The 15,243-nt window shown below is 74.8% G+C and carries 16 protein-coding genes; 11 read left to right on the top strand and 5 right to left on the bottom strand.

Features of this window, described 5'->3' with window-relative positions:
• Positions 1-116 precede the first annotated feature (116 nt).
• Positions 117-1,670 carry a LuxR C-terminal-related transcriptional regulator gene (locus tag ACGF1Z_RS20305; RefSeq protein WP_393005857.1) on the bottom strand — a complete coding sequence of 518 codons (1,554 nt, stop codon included), beginning with the start codon at positions 1,668-1,670 and terminating at the stop codon, positions 117-119.
• 119 nt (positions 1,671-1,789) lie between these two features.
• Between ACGF1Z_RS20305 and ACGF1Z_RS20300 the strand changes: the two genes are divergently transcribed.
• Together ACGF1Z_RS20300 and ACGF1Z_RS20295 are read left to right on the top strand one after the other, a co-directional pair.
• Positions 1,790-2,707, top strand: coding sequence for an NADP-dependent oxidoreductase (locus ACGF1Z_RS20300; protein WP_393005855.1), 918 nt, complete (start codon positions 1,790-1,792; stop codon positions 2,705-2,707).
• Positions 2,708-3,019: 312 nt separating this feature from the next.
• Positions 3,020-3,499 (top strand): DUF4265 domain-containing protein, encoded by a 480-nt coding sequence (locus ACGF1Z_RS20295; RefSeq protein ID WP_393005853.1) that lies wholly within the window; start codon positions 3,020-3,022, stop codon positions 3,497-3,499.
• Between the two features lie 46 nt (positions 3,500-3,545).
• Here the strand turns inward: ACGF1Z_RS20295 and ACGF1Z_RS20290 are convergent, their stop codons facing one another.
• The 3 genes from ACGF1Z_RS20290 to ACGF1Z_RS20280 form a co-directional block, all read right to left on the bottom strand.
• A complete protein-coding gene (locus ACGF1Z_RS20290) occupies positions 3,546-4,028 on the bottom strand; it encodes a DUF1877 family protein (protein WP_393005851.1) in 483 nt (160 codons plus the stop codon).
• A gap of 429 nt (positions 4,029-4,457) precedes the next feature.
• Positions 4,458-4,583, bottom strand: coding sequence for a hypothetical protein (locus ACGF1Z_RS20285; RefSeq protein ID WP_393005849.1), 126 nt, complete (start codon positions 4,581-4,583; stop codon positions 4,458-4,460).
• A gap of 99 nt (positions 4,584-4,682) precedes the next feature.
• Entirely contained in the window at positions 4,683-5,060 is a 378-nt protein-coding gene (locus tag ACGF1Z_RS20280) for a hypothetical protein (RefSeq protein WP_393005847.1), read from the bottom strand.
• Between the two features lie 39 nt (positions 5,061-5,099).
• On the opposite strand from ACGF1Z_RS20280, the gene ACGF1Z_RS20275 reads away from it, so the two are divergent.
• From ACGF1Z_RS20275 to ACGF1Z_RS20245, 7 genes are all read left to right on the top strand, one after another.
• Positions 5,100-5,306: a hypothetical protein gene (locus tag ACGF1Z_RS20275; protein ID WP_393005845.1), complete on the top strand. Its 207-nt coding sequence runs from the start codon at positions 5,100-5,102 to the stop codon at positions 5,304-5,306.
• Positions 5,303-6,532: a DUF2786 domain-containing protein gene (locus ACGF1Z_RS20270; RefSeq protein WP_393005843.1), complete on the top strand. Its 1,230-nt coding sequence runs from the start codon at positions 5,303-5,305 to the stop codon at positions 6,530-6,532. The genes ACGF1Z_RS20275 and ACGF1Z_RS20270 overlap by 4 nt, the downstream gene beginning before the upstream one ends.
• A 374-nt stretch (positions 6,533-6,906) precedes the next feature.
• Entirely contained in the window at positions 6,907-8,952 is a 2,046-nt protein-coding gene (locus tag ACGF1Z_RS20265) for an FUSC family protein (protein ID WP_393005841.1), read from the top strand.
• 87 nt (positions 8,953-9,039) lie between these two features.
• A complete protein-coding gene (locus ACGF1Z_RS20260) occupies positions 9,040-9,633 on the top strand; it encodes a hypothetical protein (protein WP_393005839.1) in 594 nt (197 codons plus the stop codon).
• An 84-nt stretch (positions 9,634-9,717) separates the two neighbouring features.
• Positions 9,718-10,263 carry a SigE family RNA polymerase sigma factor gene (locus tag ACGF1Z_RS20255; protein ID WP_393005837.1) on the top strand — a complete coding sequence of 182 codons (546 nt, stop codon included), beginning with the start codon at positions 9,718-9,720 and terminating at the stop codon, positions 10,261-10,263.
• A 57-nt stretch (positions 10,264-10,320) separates the two neighbouring features.
• The gene (locus ACGF1Z_RS20250) at positions 10,321-11,277 is read left to right on the top strand and encodes a hypothetical protein (protein WP_393005835.1); all 957 of its coding nucleotides are present in this window, start codon (positions 10,321-10,323) and stop codon (positions 11,275-11,277) included.
• A gap of 238 nt (positions 11,278-11,515) precedes the next feature.
• Positions 11,516-11,728, top strand: a complete 213-nt coding sequence (locus ACGF1Z_RS20245) for a DUF397 domain-containing protein (protein WP_030219358.1) — start codon at positions 11,516-11,518, stop codon at positions 11,726-11,728.
• 66 nt (positions 11,729-11,794) lie between these two features.
• Here the strand turns inward: ACGF1Z_RS20245 and ACGF1Z_RS20240 are convergent, their stop codons facing one another.
• Positions 11,795-12,298, bottom strand: a complete 504-nt coding sequence (locus tag ACGF1Z_RS20240) for an ATP-binding protein (protein ID WP_393005833.1) — start codon at positions 12,296-12,298, stop codon at positions 11,795-11,797.
• Between the two features lie 324 nt (positions 12,299-12,622).
• On the opposite strand from ACGF1Z_RS20240, the gene ACGF1Z_RS20235 reads away from it, so the two are divergent.
• Positions 12,623-13,495: a helix-turn-helix domain-containing protein gene (locus tag ACGF1Z_RS20235; RefSeq protein ID WP_393005831.1), complete on the top strand. Its 873-nt coding sequence runs from the start codon at positions 12,623-12,625 to the stop codon at positions 13,493-13,495.
• A 94-nt stretch (positions 13,496-13,589) separates the two neighbouring features.
• Positions 13,590-15,065 (top strand): aldehyde dehydrogenase family protein, encoded by a 1,476-nt coding sequence (locus ACGF1Z_RS20230; protein ID WP_393005829.1) that lies wholly within the window; start codon positions 13,590-13,592, stop codon positions 15,063-15,065.
• The last annotated feature ends 178 nt before the right edge of the window (positions 15,066-15,243 follow it).

The raw sequence follows: 15,243 nt of genomic DNA, 5'->3' as shown, positions 1-15,243 counted from the left end.
GAGCGGTCAGTCGGGCGGGCGGGCAGGTGGGCGGCGGGGCGGTGGGTCGGTCGGGCAGCAGGGCGAGCTCGGCCGACGGGTCGCCGGGCGAGGGGGGTCGGGGGTTGTCGGCCCCGTCATGCCGCCCGGTGGAAGAGGGCGGCCGCCTCTCCGCGGGAGCCGACTCCGAGCTTGTTCAGGATGTTGGCGACGTGGAACTTCACCGTGGACTCGCTGATGTGCAGCTCCTGCGCGATCCGGCGGTTGCGGTGCCCGAGGGCGAGGTGGGTCAGGACCTCGATCTCGCGCTCGCCGAGGCCGCTCAGCGGGTCCATCGCGGCGACCGGGGCCTCCGGGGTGGACAGCGGCAGGGTCGCGGCGAGCGTGGTGCCCCAGCCCGGCACCGCGTCGAGCTCCAGGCGCCCGCCGAGCACCTCCAGGCGATCGGTGACACTGCCCGCGCCCATCGGGCAGGAGTCGAGGAGGCCGGGGCCGTCGTCCCGCACGGTCGCGCGCAGTTCGTGCTCGGTCAGCGTCCAGCCGACGTGCACCCGGGACACCGCCTCCTGCTCCAGCACCACCAGGAGCAGGGCCCGGACGATCGCGCGGGCGCCGTGCGCCAGGTCCGCCGGGAGGGTGCGGGTGGCGTCCGGGCCGTCCGGCGGGCCGAGTTCGAGCCGTACGGGGCTGTGGCGCAGCATCGGACGCAGGTCGTCCGCGAGCCGGGCGAAGGCCTCGAACGCGGGCTCCTCCGCCACCGAACGGTCCCGCTGGGACTCGGCCCGCAGTTCGATCAGCGCCGACACGGCCAGGTCGGTGGCGGTCGCGCGGGCCGCGGCGTCGTCCAGGGCGCGGCTGCGGAGCACCCCGAGCAGACCGGAGAGCGCGGCGGCGTGTGCGGTGGTCAGTTCGGCGGTGACCCGCGCCCGTGTGTCGGCGGCCGCCCGTGAACGGGCCAGGGCGCCCGGCATCGCCTCGCTCGCGAAGCGGTCGAAGTGGCTGGTCACCAGGTCCCACAGGGCTTGGACGAGGGCGAGTTCGGCCGGCCCGGCGGGTGCGGCGCCGTCCTCCCGTACGAGCACGAGGACCGCGCCCCGGGGCGTGGCGTCGCTCCGTACCGCGATCACGTCGCGCTCCGCGCCGCCGACGGCCGCGGTCCGCCCCTGCCACGGACGGCCGGCGTCGACGACGGAGAGCAGCGGGGTGAGCTCGGCGGCGGTGAACGGTACGTCGTCGTCACCGGTCCGTTTGAACGGCGAGTGCGCGCAGTGCGTGGAGAGCTCGGCGGCGGCGCGGTGTGGGACGAGCGGGGCGAGCAGCTCGGACAGGCGGGGCAGGATCTCGCCGAGGGGCCGGCTGAGGATGTCGTGGGCGGCCAGGAGAGCGGTGAGGGCGGGGAGTCGGGCGGTGAGCCGCGGGGCGGCCGACGGGCTCGCTCCGGTCGTGGCCGGCTCGGTGGCGGTCGCTCTGGCGGTGGCCGGCTCGGTTGTGGTCGCTTCGGTGGTGGCCGGCTCGGTGGCGGTCGCTTCGGTCGTGGACGTCGCGGTCACGGTCGCTTCGGGCGTCGGCGGGGCGACCGCTTCGGGCGTCGGCGTGGCGGCCGCCGGCGCCTCCACCGGGGGTGCTTCGGCCGTGGGCTTCTCTGCGGGCTCGGTCGAGAGGGGCGCCGTGGGGTCCGCCATGAGTTCCATGCGGGCAGGCTACGGCCGTTCTTTCGGACAGGTGGGCCTGTTCGTTCGGATGGCGGGGGCGGGGCGGTCCGGGGCGGAGGCTTGTCCCATCGAAACCGAGTTCAGGACATGGGGGAACCATGGAAGCGATCGTGTACGAGGAGTTCGGCGGTCCCGAGGTGCTGCGCCACGAGACGGGCGTGACCGTGCCGCTCCCCGGACCCGGCGAGGTACGGGTGAAGGTGGCGGCGGTCGGCGTCAACCCGGTGGACTGGAAGCGCCGTTACGGCTGGGTGGAGGCGTTCTACCCGACGACGTTCCCGGCGGTCCCCGGTCTGGAGTTCGCCGGCACGGTCGAGGCGCTCGGCGAGGGTGTCACCGAACTGGGCGTCGGCGACGAGGTGTTCGGGTGGACCAAGACCGGCGCGTACGCCGAGTACGCCCTCGCGGAGGTCGTGGCCCGCAAGCCCGAGGGCCTGTCCTGGGAGAGCGCCGCGAGCATTCCGGTCGCCGGCGAGACCGCCAAGCGCGTTCTGGAGCTGCTCGCCGTCGAGCGCGGCGAGACGCTGCTCCTGCACGGCGCGGCGGGCGCGGTCGGCGCGGTCGCCGCCCAGCTGGCCGTCGCGGCCGGCGTGACGGTGATCGGCACGGCGTCCGAGCGCAACCACGCGTTCCTCCGGGAGCTGGGGGTGACCCCCGTGACGTACGGGGAGGGCCTGGGCGACCGGGTGCGCGCGGCGGCCCCGCAGGGCGTCGACGCGGTCTTCGACGCGGCCGGCCACGACACCCTGCCGGTGTCGATCGAGCTGCTCGGCGGCGAGACCTCGCGCATCGTGACGATCGCGGCCACGGACGCGGCCGAGCGGGGCATCGTCTTCTCCGGTGTCACCGTCGAGGCGGCGACCGCCCGCGAGTGGCTGACCGGCCTCGCGGCCCTGGCGGTGGACGGCCGGCTGCGGCTCGACATCGCGGACACCCTGCCGTTGAAGGAGGCGGCGCGGGCGCAGGAGCTGAGCGAGGCGGGGCACGTGCGGGGGAAGCTGGTGCTGCTGCCGTAGGGATCGGTGGGGGCGCGGTGCGAGGTGCGGTGGTGCGGCGCCGCGCGATGCCGTGCCGTGCGATGCCGTGCCGTGCGGCACGGTGCGATGCGTCGGGGACCTGGCGAGGTGGGGGAAAGGCGGGGCGGCCCGGGATCACGGGGGTGTTCCGGGCCCCGCTCCGGCGAGCGGCCCGGGGCCGTGGGGCCCCCGGGCCGGGCGCCCCTGGGCGGTGCGCGGTCGAGGGGCCGGGCCGGGCTCCCGGGGGCGGTCCGCGGGGCCGGGCCGGGCTCCCCGGGGGCGGGCCGCGGTCGCGGGGGCTAACCTCGCCGGGTGAGTGAGACACCCGCCGATCGCATCAAGATCTGGTTCCGTTTCGCCCCCCGTGAGGGCTGGCTTCCGCAGGACACCGAGGGGCTGTGGGCCGTCCGGGTGGGCGAGGGCACGGCTCGGGTGGCCAACGTGCCGTTCCTGCAGGACGGGGTGGCCGAGGGGGACGTCGTGCACTACACGACGGACGCCGAGGGCATGCACTGGGCCACGGGCCGGGCGGCCGCGTCCGGGAACGTCACGGTCCGCGTCCTGCCCGTCCGCTCTGGGCCCCTCGGGCCGAACGCCCGGGCGGTCCACGAACGGCTCGCGCCCTTCGGGCTCGGCGGCGAGTCCTTCAGCGGCGACTTCCCGCTCGTGGCCCTCACCGTGCCGGCCGATGCCCCGATGGGGGAGATCAAGGCGCTGCTGGAGAGGGGGACGGAGGACGGGTGGTGGCACTGGGAGACGGGCTGCACGACGGAGGCGTGGAACGCGGCGTGAGCTCCGGCCGGACGCCACGCCGTCCGGCGTCCCCTGTCCGTTGCCCTCAGGACCAGCCCGCCTTGATCACCGCGTGGCCCGACGCCGCCGCCCGGGCGTAGAACGCACGGAGGATCTCGTGGTGGCACCGGAAGATCTCGCGCACGGTCGGCTCGGGCCGGCCGGGGCCGAAGGAGGCGTGGGTCCGCGCGCCCGCGCGTGACCACAGGCCGTCGAAGGACACCGAGGCCAGGAAGGCCGCTGCCCGCGCCGTCTCGCCAGGTGCGAGCAGCATCAGGGGTGGACGGGCGAGCCCATCCGACGGGGCGCCGACGGGCCGGCGGCCGCCGAAGACCGGGAGCCGCGCGTCGCTCGCGGCGCTCGCCTCGTACAGCTCGTGGAGCGTCCGGGAATTCTGCTCGACGGAGTCGGCGACCCCCGCCGCGCACTCGACCTCGTGGTGCGCCCAGGCCGTGCCCATGAAGGCGGTCAGCCAGGCGTGGTCGTCCCGCAGGTCCGTCTCCACCGCGGCGCGCAGGTGCAGATGCACAGCCGTCCCCCTCGCCCCCGATTCGGTGTCCGTACGGGGGAAGCTAGCCCCCGCCACTGACAGTCGGACCCCGTCCCGCCGGCCGCCGACGGACCCCGCGAGCGGCCCCGGGTCCCGCGAGCCGCCTCGGCGCCGCGACCGCTACCGGGCCCCTCCGGGAAGTGTCGGTTCGGCCCCGCGACCGCCACCGGGCCCCTTCGGGAAGCGCCGCCTCGGCGAGGTGCCGCCCAGCGAGGGTGCCGCCCGGCGAGGGTGCCGCCCGGCGAAGCGGGACGGGACAGGAACCCGGCTCCGACCCCAGTCCCTGTCCCGTCCCGACTCACCAGCCTCGCGCCTCAGCGCGTCAGCCGCACGCGGGGACCCGCGCCGCCGCCGTCGCGACCGCCGCGCAGATGCCCGCCGCCGCACCGAGCGTGCCCCAGGGGACGGTCAGGGCGACCGGGGCGGAGAGGGCCCCGCGAGGCCGGTGCCCAGGGCGCCGAGGCACCGGGCGGTGACGGCCGGGCCCAGGACCGCGCCGACCGCCGTGGCCAGCAGCGACTCGCCCGCGACCATCCGCAGGACCTGCGCCCGGGTGGGTCGTGACCGCCTATCGGGCGCGCAGTTCGCGCAGGAGTTCTCTGTCCACAGGCTGTGGACGGTCGAGCGGCGCCGTCACCACGGCCGTCCCCGGTCCGCGCCGCACCTCCACGGCGATCCGGTGCCGACCCTGCACGACGAATGGCGACGAAGCGAATCGCTCGGGGGCGCGGAGGGTGGCGGGCAGACCGAGTCCCATGACGCGACGAGCCCGACCCTGAGCGCCAGCGCCGTGAAGCCGCCGACGAGAGAGGCCCAGCGGGCCCGCCGCCCGGCGAGAACGACGGTCAGCACGGGACGCCTGCCGTCCGGGCCGTGGCAGCCGTGGCGGCCGACGCGCCCGGCGAACCGCTCCGCGGCGAGCGCGCCGGAGACGCCGGAGACGCCGGCGGCGAGCAGCATGGACTCCCCCTGAGCATGGATGATGGCGGTGTAGTGAGCGCCCGGGACCATCGTGCCGAGGCGGGGAGGATCTCGTAAGGAGGCACCTTGATGCCGGAGGGGCACACCGACGTCACCACCACGGTGGCCGTCGCGGCCGCGGTCGAGCCGGCTGCCGACACCCCGGCCGCCGTCGTCGTCGTGGATGTCACCGACTCGGCCGCCATGGTGGATGCCGACGCCCCGGCCGTCGCCGCGGATGCCGCCGGCCCGGTCGTCAGCTGTGCCGACGAGTCCGACGCGAGGCACGCCGCATGAGCGCCCACAAGAACAAGAACAGGAACAAGAACAGGAACAAGAGCGGCAACGGCAGCAAGGGCGAGAGCAGGAGTGCGGGCGGGAGCGAGAGCAAGAGCACGGGCGGGGGCACCGTAGGGGAGGCCCTCAAGGCGCTCTACGGAGACGCACGCGACGACCGCGCCCTCGACACCGCCGCCTCCCTGCTGGCCGCCGACCGCTCGGCAGACGCCGAACTCTCGCTTCGTGGGCGCGAGTTGGTCCGCACGCTGTGGACGCGCGGCTGGCAGCCAGCGGATCTCCTCCGCATGGCCCGCCGCGAACTCGGCGACGAGCACGTACGCCTCCTCGCCTCGCTCGTACGGTCGGAGACGGCCGGCTACGAGCGGCTCCCGCACCGCTGGCAGGCCCAACTCGACGCGCTCGAAAGCGAGGAGCCACTCCGGGCCGACCGCTTCTCGTACGCCACCACCACGCTGGAGCTCTACCGCCTCCTTGTGCGGCTGCCCCGCCTCGACGCCGTCGGGCCCGTGCCCGGCGAGGCCCTGCCGCCCGCCGTCGCGGGCGAGCCGAAGATGCTGACCAGGATCCGCGCGCTGCTCGCCAAGGCGGAGGCGACCACGTACGCGGAGGAGGCCGAGGCCCTGACGGCCAAGGCGCAGGAGCTGATGGCCCGGCACAGCCTCGACGAGGCGTCGCTGGCCGCCGGAGCGCCCTCACCCGAGACGCCCGGGGCGGTCCGGGTCGGGGTGGACGCGCCCTACGAGCAGGCCAAGGCGATCCTCCTCGACGCGGTCGCCACGGCGAACCACTGCCGGGCGGTGTGGAACGAGGCCTACGGCTTCTCGACGGTCGTCGGCTTCGAGGCCGACCTGGAGCCGGTCGAGCTGCTCTACACCTCCCTGCTCGTCCAGGGCACGGCGGCCATGACCCGGGCGGAGGCCGAGCAGCGCAAGGCGGGCCGCAAGCGCACCAAGTCCTTCCGGCAGTCCTTCCTGCTCGCCTACGCCAACCGGCTCGGCGCCCGCCTCGCCGCGACGACCCGCCGGGTCGCCGCCGAGACGCCGACGCTGCTCCCGGCCCTCGCGTCCCGCGAGGTGGCGGTCACCACCCGCACGGACGAGCTGTTCCCCGAGACCCGGACGACCCGGGTCCGCGCCGCCTGGGACGAGGCGGGCTGGGACCACGGGACGACGGCGGCGGACCGCGCGGGGCTGGGCGCGCCCCCACGGGGCGAGCTCCGCTAGCCGCCCCGCCGCCGCGCGCCGCGGTCGCCCCGCCGCCGCGGTCCCCCTCGCCACCGCGCGCCGCGGCCCGGCCGCCACCGCGCGCCCAGTCGCCCCGCCACCGCGCGACGCGGCCGCGGCCCGCCCGCCACCGCGCGCCCAGTTGCCCCGCCGCCGCGCGCCGCGGGGCGCCTGCCACCGGGAACCTGCCGGAGTGCGTCGCGGTCGCCCGCCGGTACGGGCCGCGGCCCCCCGCCACCGCGCGCCGCGGTCGCCCCGTCACCGCGCCCCGTAGCCCGCTGTCGGCCTTCCGCCGCCCCCGTCGCCCCCGCCGCCCCCGTCGCCCTGCCGCCCTGAATGCCCGATTCGTCTGCCGGCGCGATTAGGCTCGCCCCATGAGCTGGCTCCGGGCGCTGAAGGAGACGGCGCGCTCGGGGCTCAGGGTCGAGCGGCGGCGGCTGGAACCGGCTGTCGCCGCGCGGGGCGCGCTCGGGCTGGCGCTCGTCGTGGGCGTGTCCCTCGCGGTCTTCGGGCCTTCGGTGGCGGCGGCGTCGGCGTTCGGGGCGTTCCAGGCGGCGATCGCGACGTTTCAGCGTTCGTACCGGCCGCGTCCGACGCTGGCGCTCGCCTCCGGGGTGAGTCTGGCCGTGTCGACTTTCCTCGGCTACCTGACCGGGTCCCGCCTCCTCCTCTTCCTCGTCCTCCTCGCGGTGTGGACCTTCCTGTCCGGGCTCGCCTGGGCCGCCGGCCCGACCGTCGGGCTCATCGCCTCATCGAACGTGGCGATCATGCTGGTCACCGTCACCCTTCCCACCTCCGTGGCGACCGCAGCCGGTCACGCCGCGATGATCGCGGTCGGCGGCCTGGTGCAGGCCGCGCTGATCGTGCTGCTGCCCGTGCGCCGCTGGGGCGTGCAGCGCGACGCCCTCGCCGACGCCCTCGCGGCGGAGGCGGACTACGCGCGGCGGCTCCGGCACGACCCGACCGCCGCCTTCGACCCCGTACCGCTGATGGCGGCCCGCAGCGCGGCCGCCGTCACCCCGCGCCAGGCCCGCCGCCGGCCGGCGGAGCTGCACGGGGCGCGGGGGCTCGCGGAACGGATCCGGCCGGTGCTGGCCTCGCTCGCGGACCCGGCGGTGGGAGCGCCGGACGAGGGACCGGAGCGGGACCGGGTCCGGGAGCTGCTCGCCGCGGCCGGCGAGGTCCTGGACGCCTGTGCGCACGCGATCCGGCACGGCGAAGCGGTCGTGCTGCCGCCGCCCGCGCTCGCCGCGCTCCGCACGCCGGACACGGACGCGATCCTGACCGGCGCGCCGCGCCGGGCCGCGACCCGCCTCGCGGCGCTGCTGGGTGACGTCGTGGAGACGGCGGAACCGCGGACGGAGACGGCCGCCGGGGCCCGCAGCCGGCCCACCCTCGTGCGGCTGGTGCCGGCCGCGCTGGCCCGGATGCGGGCCGAGCTGCGGCACGAGTCGCCGATCCTGCGGCACGCGATCCGGGTGACGGCCGTGGCGACCGCCGGCTATCTGCTGGGCACGGCGCTCCCGCTCGGGCACGGCTACTGGGCGCCGCTGGCCTCGGTGATGGTGATGCGCCCGGACTTCTCGCAGACGTACGGGCGTTCCGTCGCCCGCTTCGGCGGCACCCTGGTCGGGGTGGCCCTCGCGACGGGGGTCGTGCAGGCCGCGCATCCGGGCAGCTACGCGCTGGCGGCGCTCGCCGTCCTGTGCGCGTTCGGGATGTACCTGCTGATGCGCACCGGGTACGCGGTGGCACAGGTCTTCGTCGCCGCGTACGTGGTCTTCCTGCTCGGCATGGCCGGCGAGGGCGCCGCCCAGACCGTCCGCGACCGGGTGCTCCTCACCCTCCTCGGCGGGGTGCTCGCGATGCTGTCGTACGCCGTCTATCCGGCCTGGGAGACGCCCCGGCTGCACGGCCGGCTCGCCGACTGGCTGAGGACGAGCGGGCGGTACGCGGCCTCCGTCGTCGGTCACTACGCCCACCCGGCCGGGCCCGCCTGCCCGGATGTCCGCGAGGCGCTGCTCGCCGCCCGCGAAGCGCGTATCGCCTGGCAGGAGGGCGTGGCCCGGGCCACCCACGAGCCGGTGCGGCACCGGGGGCTGTCGCATGCGGCGGCGGACGACGCCGAGCACGCCCTGGCCCAGTTCGGGCGGGTGGCCATGCTCCTGGAGGCGCACCTCCCGGAGCGCGGCGCGCCGGCGGTACCGGAGGCGGCCGTCCTGGCGGAGGCGCTGCGGCAGGCGACCGAACGGGGCGCGAAGGAGCTGCGGGAGCGCACGCCGCCCCGCTGGGACGAGCTGCGGGAGACGGTCGCGGCCTGGGAGACCGGCGGCCCGGACCACTTCCTGCTGCGCAAGGCGGCCGTGCTGCTCCTGGAGGCCCTGGACGGATTGTCGGCGGTGCTTCCCGGCCGTCACTGAGATTTTCCGTACGGCATGTCATCCGGCCCGGTGCGCGGGCGGGTTGGAAGGGGTGAGGACCGCTCGTCGGAGACCAGGAGCAAGCGTATGAAGAAGTACCTCTGGGCAGCGGCCGTGGTCGTGGCCGTGTGCACGGCCGCCGCCGCACCCGCCGTCGCCGCCCCGGAACGGGCCGCCGCTCGCACCGCGTCCGGCCCGTCCGCCCACCGCGCGTCCACCGCCGCCGGGACCGTCGCCGTGCCCGCCCGGTCCGCTGCGGCCACGGCACCGTCCGTCCGGGCCGTCGCCCCGGGCGAGCGCGTGGACGCCGGCCGCGGCTGGACGGTGTGGCTCACCGAGGAGGGCAGGTACTGGTCCGGCCCCGACGGTGACGAGAACTTCCGCAGCGTCGTCGACGGCAACGTGGACCTGTCCCGGCCGGGCGTCAGCCACCAGTCGGAGGGCGACGCGGCCGGCGTCTTCCACTCCGGTCTCTACTACGGCACCAGGAAGGCCGGGAAGGTCGTCCTGACCGGCACGGACGGCAGGCAGACGCCCGCCATCCTGCTCGCACTGCCCGGACGGCCCGGCTGGGGCGTCTGGTACGCGCACACCGGCCCGGAGGGCAGGGGCGGTGCCGCCGTCGCGCTCTACGACCGCAACGGGCGGCTGCTCGCCGAGCTGCCGGGCCGGAACGCCTGACCCCTCGTCATGCGTGTCTCATGGCAGGGCCCGGCACGGGGCGGGCCCTGCCCCGCACCCGCAGCGAGCACGAGGTCCGTCACCGTGTCGTACGAGCCCGCACCGCAGGAGTCCGCCGACGCGGACGACGGCTTCGCCGCGTTCGCCGTCGCCGCCTGGCCCCGGCTGGTGCGCACGGCACAGCTCCTGACGGGCGACTTCCACGAGGCCGAGGACCTGGTGCAGACGACCCTCGCCAAGGTGTACGCGCGCTGGCGGCGGGTGCCGCGCGGGGAGATCGACCTCTACGTACGCAGGGCGCTGATCAACAACAACCTCAGCCGGCTGCGCCGGAAGCGGGTGGTGCACCTGCTGACGCCGGTGCTGCCGGAGTTACCGCGCCACGCGTCCGGCGGGCACGCGGAGGCGGTGGAGCAGCGCACGGCACTGCTCGGCGCCCTGGCCGACCTGCCGCCGCGGCAGCGGGCGGTCATGGTGCTGCGCTACTGGGAGGACCTGAGCGAGCAGGAGATCGCGACGGTGCTCGGCTGCTCGATCGGTACGGTCAAGACGCATGCCCGGCGCGGCCTCGCGGCGCTGCGGAGCCATCCGGGCCTCACCCTTCCCTCCGTGCCCGCCGGAGCCCGATGATGCCCGCCACCCCCACCGGAGGCCGCTGATGATCCCCACCCGCACCGGAGTCCGCTGATGTCCCGGGCCCCCGACCCCGGCCCCGGCCCCGGCCCCAACCCCGGCCCCGCCTTCGGCCCGGATCCTGCCCCCGGCTCCGCTCCCGGCTCCGCCCGGGACCCCGGCCCTGCCCGGGACCCCGGCCGCACCGTCGGCCCCGGCCCGGCCCGGGACCCCGGCCCCGCCTTCGGCCCCGGCCCCGGCCCCGCTCCCGCCTCAGGTCCTGACCCCGATCGCGATCCCGAGCGCCACTCCGACCACGCCGCGGACGCCCGCCTGCGGGCCGTGTTCGCGCGGGCCGCGTACGACGTCACGCCGAGTCCGGTGCCGCTGGCGGCCGTTCGGCGGCGGGGCCGGGCGCACCGGCGGCGGCGGACGGTGACGCTGGCCGTCCTCGCGGTGCTGTCGGTGTCCGGCGCGTCCGCGGTGGCGGCGCTGTCCCTGCCCGGGGAACACGACCGGCCGGTCCGGGGCGCCCCGGCGGTGCCGTCCGTCCGGGCGGTGCCGACGGGCACGGCCGGACCGGGCAGGGCGGCCGGGCCGCGGGTGACGCCGGTGCGCGAGGTGCGGGCGGGGCAGCGGGTGGACGCGGGCCGGGGCTGGCGGGTGTGGCTGACGAGCGAGGGCAAGCACTGGTCGGGTACGGAGAGCGAGGAGAACTTCCGGAGCGTCACGGACGGCAACGTGGAGACGTCCACGCCGGGGATCTCGGCCCAGTCGGAGGGCGGTCCGTCGGGGATCTTCCTGTCGGGGCTCTACTACGGCACGCGCGCGGTGGGCCGGGTCGAGCTGCGGGACGCGGACGGGCGTACCGCGCTCGCGACCCTGCTGGAGCTGCCGGGCCGCCCCGGCTGGGGGGTCTGGTACGCGCACATGCCGGCCTCGCTGCGGGAGCCGGGCAGCACGCCGGACCTCGCCCTCTACGACCGCACGGGCAGGCGGCTGGCCGACCTCGACGGGATGCCCGGCTCGTGAACCGGAGGGGCGGTGGCTGCGTCCCTGCTCCTGTGAGTCAACATGCTGGTGGGAGCTGTTCGCTCCGGCGTACCGGGGAGTAGCACGCTGAGTCGTGTAGTCGCTACACCACCCCGCGTGCACGTGCATCTGCTCATGCATCGGCATATGAACACAGCTATGATCCGAGGAAGTTGACACCTACACCAAAGATCTCGGGGAGCTTCCAGTGCATCACGCGCACCACGCGTACAACGGCATGGCGGCCACGGAGCTTCGTGGTGTCGTGTGGCAGAAGAGCCGGCACAGCAACTCCCAGGGCTCCTGCGTGGAGTTCGCCAAGCTGCCGGGCGGGAACGTCGCGGTGCGCAACTCGCGGCACCCCGACGGCCCCGCGCTCGTCTACACGCCCGCCGAGATAGAGGCCCTTCTCCTGGGCGTCAAGGACGGGGAGTTCGACCACCTGGTGTGAACGGCGGAACGCGAAGGGCCCCGGGGGCTGCTGCCACCGGGGCCCTTTCCCGTGCGTCGCGGAGGACTACTCCGGCCCCAGCCGGAACAGCGCCCACACCACCTTGCCCTGGAGCGTGCCCGCGAGCGGGTGCCAGCCCCAGCTGTCGCTGAACGACTCCACCAGGAACAGCCCCCGGCCGGACTCGGCGGCGAAGTCCTCCTCGCTCTGCCGCGCCTCGGGGCTCTCCCGGCTGGGATCGCGCACGGCGCACACCAGGCGTGAGGCCCAGCGCATGAGGTGCAGCCGGACCGAAGGGTTCAGGCCTTCCTCGTGCTCCAGGGCCGCCTCACCCGGCACCGCGTGCCGCAGGGCGTTCGTGACCAGCTCGGAGACGACGAGGGCGACATCGTCGAAACGGTCGGACAGATCCCACTTGTCGAGCGTCTGGCCGGTGAACTTCCGCGCACCGCGGACCGCTTCGTAGCGGGGTGGGAGTGCGCAGGAGGCGGAGTTGGAGACGGCCGCGGGATCGACCGGAGGAAGCCCCTGCAGTAACGGCTCGAGCATGGTCGATCCATTCGGTCCCATGCGAGGCACTCCCGGGAATCGCGGCGGTGGTGCGACAAGGCGGTGCGACAACGGTGCGACAGCCCGCGCGAGTACGCGCTGCGCGAGCACCATGGTTCCGAATGCGCCGTGGGGATGCAAGGGCAGATGCACGTGCACGCGCCGGACCTGTCCGCCCCCGTGCCTAATCTGTGCATAAGTCGTCCGACCGGTGGACCGCAGGTGCCCGGAACCCGCCGTCTATCCGTAATCGAATGTGTACGCGCTGAAGCGTTTAGTGGCAGAATCCGGGGCTCGACGGGGGCTCGACAGCGAGAGCAGCACCGTGAAGGGGAGGCTGGAGCCGTGACGGCAGGCGAATCGAGCGGGGCGAGCGGGAGCGTGGTGCGCCGCATTCTGCTGGGCTCCCAGTTGAGGCGACTGCGCGAATCGCGTGGCATCACCCGGGAAGCCGCCGGCTACTCGATCCGAGCGTCCGAATCCAAGATCAGCCGTATGGAGTTGGGAAGGGTGAGCTTCAAGGCCAGGGACGTCGAGGATCTGCTCACGCTCTACGGGGTCAGCGACGAGAGCGAGCGCGGCGCGCTCCTCAGCCTCGTCCGCGAGGCCAACGTGGCCGGCTGGTGGCACAGCTTCGGCGACGTGCTCCCGGGGTGGTTCCAGACGTACATCGGCCTGGAGGGCGCCGCCTCCCTCATCCGCTTCTACGAAGTCCAGTTCGTCCACGGCCTGTTGCAGACCGAGGCCTACGCCCACGCCGTCGTGACCAGGGGCATGCCCGGCGCCCCGCGGGCCGAGATCGAGCGCCGGGTCGCGCTGCGCCTGGAGCGCCAGAAGGTCCTCGTGTCGGAGAACGCCCCGCACCTCCACGCGGTCCTCGACGAGGCCGCGCTGCGCCGCCCCTACGGCGACCGGGCGGTCATGCAGGGGCAGTTGCGGCACCTCATCGAGATCTCGGAGCACCCGAACGTCACGCTCCAGGTCATGCCCTTCAGCTTCGGCGGGCACGCGGGCGAGAGCGGCGCCTTCACCCTGCTGAGCTTCCCCGAGTCGGACCTTTCGGGCGTCGTCTACCTGGAACAGCTGACCAGCGCCCTGTATCTCGACAAGCGCGAGGAAGTGGCCCAGTACGGGCGGGTGCTGGAGCGGCTGCAGGCCGACAGCCCCGACCCCGCGGAAAGCCGTGATCTTCTCCGAGGACTCCTTCAACTCTCCTGATACGTCAGTACGATGACGGGACATCAGTGAGACAGTTGTGACGCGGCAGCTGTCCGTGCCGGAATCCGCCACCGCGGGTAAGGGGTCTCGTTCCATGGCGTCTGCTTCGTCTTCGGCCTACTTCACCGAGCTGGCTCACCAGTACATCGACGGCGAGTGGAAGCCCGGCAGCGGCTCGTGGGACATCATCGACTTCAACCCGTACACCGGGGAGAAGCTGGCGGCGATCACCATCGCGACCGCCGCCGAGGTGGACCGCGCCTACCGGGCCGCCGAGCGCGCCCAGGCGGAGTGGGCCGAGACCAACCCGTACACCCGCCGACTCGTCTTCGAGCGCGCCCTGCGGATCGTCGAGGAGCGCGAGGACGAGCTCGCGGAGGCGATCGTCGCCGAGCTCGGCGGCACCCGCCTGAAGGCCGCCTTCGAGCTGCACCTGGCGAAGGAGTTCCTGCGCGAGGCGATCCAGCTGGCGCTGCGCCCCGAGGGCAGCATCCTGCCGTCCCCCGTGGACGGCAAGGAGAACCGCGTCTACCGCCTCCCGGTCGGTGTCGTCGGCGTCATCTCGCCCTTCAACTTCCCCTTCCTCCTGTCGATCAAGTCGGTGGCCCCGGCCCTCGCCCTCGGCAACGCGGTCGTGCTCAAGCCGCATCAGAACACCCCCGTCTGCGGCGGCACCCTGGTCGCCAAGGTGCTGGAGGACGCCGGTCTGCCGGCCGGACTGCTCAACGTCGTCGTCACCGACATCGCCGAGGTCGGCGACGCCCTGCTGACCCACCCGGTCCCGAAGGTCATCTCCTTCACCGGCTCCGACCGCACCGGCCGCCACGTCGCCACCGTCTGCGCCCAGCACTTCAAGCACGCGGTCCTCGAACTGGGCGGCAACAGCGCCCTGATCGTCCTCGACGACGCCGACGTCGACTACGCGGTGGACGCGGCGGTCTTCAGCCGCTTCGTGCACCAGGGCCAGGTCTGCATGGCCGCCAACCGCATCCTGGTGGACCGCACCCTGGAGGCGGAGTTCACCGAGAAGTTCGTCGCCAAGGTGAGGACCCTGCGGGTCGGCGACCCGGCCGACCCGGCCACCCACATCGGCCCGCTCATCAACTCCCAGCAGGCGGAGGCCGTCGCCGCGCTGGTCGAGCAGACCGTCGCGGGCGGTGCGACCGCCCTGCTGCGCGGCTCGGTCGAGGGCAGCCTGGTCTCCCCGACCGTCCTCGGCGGCATCGCCGCCGACGCGCCCGTCCTCCAGCAGGAGATCTTCGGCCCGGTGGCCCTGATCGTGCCCTTCGACGGCGAGGACGAGGCCGTACGGATCGCCAACGACAGTCCGTACGGGCTCAGCGGCGCCGTCCACACCGGTGACATCGAGCGGGGCGTGCGGATCGCGAAGCGCATCCACACCGGCATGATCCACATCAACGACGGCACCGTGCACGACGAGCCGATCGTGCCCTTCGGCGGCGAGAAGCGGTCGGGCGTCGGCCGGCTCAACGGCGAGGCGATGATCGAGGCCTTCACCACGCAGAAGTGGATCTCGATCCAGTACGGGCGCAGCCGCTTCCCGTTCTAGGTCGGACCGGTACGGACCGGGCGCGGACCGGGGCGGCGAGGCCCGTCGCGGTGCGCGCGGACCGGGGCGGCCCGCGCCGCGCGGGAAGTGGTGCGGAGTTCAGGACCGTATCTGTCCGCAAGGGTCCGTAGCGTGGTGGTCGTCGGAGGGGCTGAGGCTCCGGCGGACGGTCAAGGAC

The organism is Streptomyces sp. NPDC048018, assembly GCF_043202995.1.
GTDB lineage: Bacteria > Actinomycetota > Actinomycetes > Streptomycetales > Streptomycetaceae > Streptomyces.
Note: the sequence above shows the minus strand (reverse complement) of the source record. Positions and strands in the feature narration are given on the sequence as shown.

Excerpts from the sequence above, each read along its gene's own strand:
- ACGF1Z_RS20240 (WP_393005833.1), bottom strand. The coding sequence starts at position 12,298 with ATGGGACCGAATGGATCGACCATGCTCGAGCCGTTACTGCAGGGGCTT.
- ACGF1Z_RS20270 (WP_393005843.1), top strand. The coding sequence starts at position 5,303 with ATGAGCGCCCACAAGAACAAGAACAGGAACAAGAACAGGAACAAGAGC.
- ACGF1Z_RS20300 (WP_393005855.1), top strand. The coding sequence starts at position 1,790 with ATGGAAGCGATCGTGTACGAGGAGTTCGGCGGTCCCGAGGTGCTGCGC.
- ACGF1Z_RS20260 (WP_393005839.1), top strand. The coding sequence starts at position 9,040 with ATGAAGAAGTACCTCTGGGCAGCGGCCGTGGTCGTGGCCGTGTGCACG.
- ACGF1Z_RS20285 (WP_393005849.1), bottom strand. The coding sequence starts at position 4,583 with ATGGTCGCGGGCGAGTCGCTGCTGGCCACGGCGGTCGGCGCGGTCCTG.
- ACGF1Z_RS20275 (WP_393005845.1), top strand. The coding sequence starts at position 5,100 with ATGCCGGAGGGGCACACCGACGTCACCACCACGGTGGCCGTCGCGGCC.
- ACGF1Z_RS20245 (WP_030219358.1), top strand. The coding sequence starts at position 11,516 with ATGGCGGCCACGGAGCTTCGTGGTGTCGTGTGGCAGAAGAGCCGGCAC.
- ACGF1Z_RS20280 (WP_393005847.1), bottom strand. The coding sequence starts at position 5,060 with ATGGTCCCGGGCGCTCACTACACCGCCATCATCCATGCTCAGGGGGAG.
- ACGF1Z_RS20305 (WP_393005857.1), bottom strand. The coding sequence starts at position 1,670 with ATGGAACTCATGGCGGACCCCACGGCGCCCCTCTCGACCGAGCCCGCA.
- ACGF1Z_RS20250 (WP_393005835.1), top strand. The coding sequence starts at position 10,321 with ATGTCCCGGGCCCCCGACCCCGGCCCCGGCCCCGGCCCCAACCCCGGC.
- ACGF1Z_RS20265 (WP_393005841.1), top strand. The coding sequence starts at position 6,907 with ATGAGCTGGCTCCGGGCGCTGAAGGAGACGGCGCGCTCGGGGCTCAGG.
- ACGF1Z_RS20230 (WP_393005829.1), top strand. The coding sequence starts at position 13,590 with ATGGCGTCTGCTTCGTCTTCGGCCTACTTCACCGAGCTGGCTCACCAG.